The 1,015-nt window shown below is 61.0% G+C and carries 1 rRNA gene; it reads right to left on the reverse strand.

The annotated features are described in order from the left end of the window. Positions 1-1,015: ribosomal RNA gene (locus ABD298_RS18630) — 23S ribosomal RNA — on the reverse strand; the annotation flags it as partial.

The raw sequence follows: 1,015 nt of genomic DNA on the forward strand, positions 1-1,015 counted from the left end.
CCCACCTATCCTACACAAGCCGCTCCGAACACCAATACCAAACTGTAGTGAAGGTCTCGGGGTCTTTCCGTCCTGCTGCGCGTAACGAGCATCTTTACTCGTAGTGCAATTTCGCCGAGTTCACGGTCGAGACAGCGGGGAAGTCGTTACTCCATTCGTGCAGGTCGGAACTTACCCGACAAGGAATTTCGCTACCTTAGGATGGTTATAGTTACCACCGCCGTTTACTGGGGCTTGAATTCTCCGCTTCGCTCGTGAGAGCTGACGGGTCCTCTTAACCTTCCAGCACCGGGCAGGAGTCAGTCCGTATACATCGTCTTGCGACTTCGCACGGACCTGTGTTTTTAGTAAACAGTCGCTTCCCCCTGGTCTCTGCGACCCCTACCCCCTCGCAGGAGCGTGTCCTGTCCAGGGCCGGGGTCCCCCTTCTCCCGAAGTTACGGGGGCATTTTGCCGAGTTCCTTGACCGTGATTCTCTCGAACGCCTTGGTATTCTCTACCTGATCACCTGTGTCGGTTTGGGGTACGGGCGGCTGGGACCTCGCGTCGATGCTTTTCTCGGCAGCATAGGATCACCCGATCCCCCCGCGAGGGGGTCCCGTCGGATCTCAGGCCTGATGCGCGGCGGATTTGCCGGCCGCGCGCCCTACATCCTTGGACCAGGTCAACCATCGCCTGGCCGGGCTGCCTTCCTGCGTCACACCTGTTAATACGCTTGCCTCGCAGCTCTGGGTCCCGCGCGCCCCCCGCGGTGGGCTCCCCGAAGGGATCCCGGTGCGGGGATTGGGCGGTCAGCATCGGCTGTCCGGCATGGGCGGTCCTTCGCCGGTACGGGAATATCGACCCGTTGTCCATCGACTACGCCTGTCGGCCTCGCCTTAGGTCCCGACTTACCCAGGGCAGATGAGCTTGACCCTGGAACCCTTGATCATCCGGCGGACGGGTTTCCCACCCGTCTTTCGCTACTCATGCCTGCATTCTCACTCGTGCGGCCTCCACCCCTGGATCACTCCGG

This window comes from Sinomonas flava (assembly GCF_039531875.1).
Classification (GTDB): Bacteria; Actinomycetota; Actinomycetes; order Actinomycetales; family Micrococcaceae; genus Sinomonas; species Sinomonas flava.